At 53.9% G+C, this 501-nt stretch carries 1 protein-coding gene; it reads right to left on the reverse strand.

Features of this window, described 5'->3' with window-relative positions; all coding sequences use genetic code 11:
• Positions 1 to 501: DUF4368 domain-containing protein (locus H7U37_RS15235; RefSeq protein WP_243414350.1), on the reverse strand; the 501-nt coding region annotated here is incomplete at both ends.

Genomic DNA, 501 nt, shown 5'->3' on the forward strand with positions numbered 1-501 from the left:
CATGAACATGAAGCACCTGGAGGCAGCCCTTGAGGACGCCTCTGTTGCTGGCTGACTTCATTTAAAACAGAATCTGCAAACCAAAGTGCGAAAAATCCTTGACACGACCCCTTGACCGCAGGATAGACCTCGATATACTCAATGAGTTCGGCAACCATGCGCTTGGTGATGGCGGTAGCGTCGGTGTAGCGCCGCACCGTTTCCAAGAAGGTGTCCACATCCATCCGCTTATCTTCCAGCTTTTTCAGTTCCAGACGAAGCGCCTTGATTTTCTTGGCGTTTTCGCCCTGCTCCTGCTCATACCGCTTGGACATTTTGGCAAACCGAGCATCGTCGATCTTGCCGGACACATTGTCCTCATAGAGCCGTTCAAAGAGCATATCCAGCTCTCTGTCCCGGGCCAGCAGCCCGTCCAGCTCCCGCTTCTTGCGTACCCGGTCATTTTCCGCTACCTTGGCGGAGCGGCCCACCATCGCCTTGATGAAGTCGTTTTCGTATTCG

The organism is Pseudoflavonifractor phocaeensis (assembly GCF_016901735.1).
Classification (GTDB): domain Bacteria; phylum Bacillota; class Clostridia; order Oscillospirales; family Oscillospiraceae; genus Pseudoflavonifractor_A.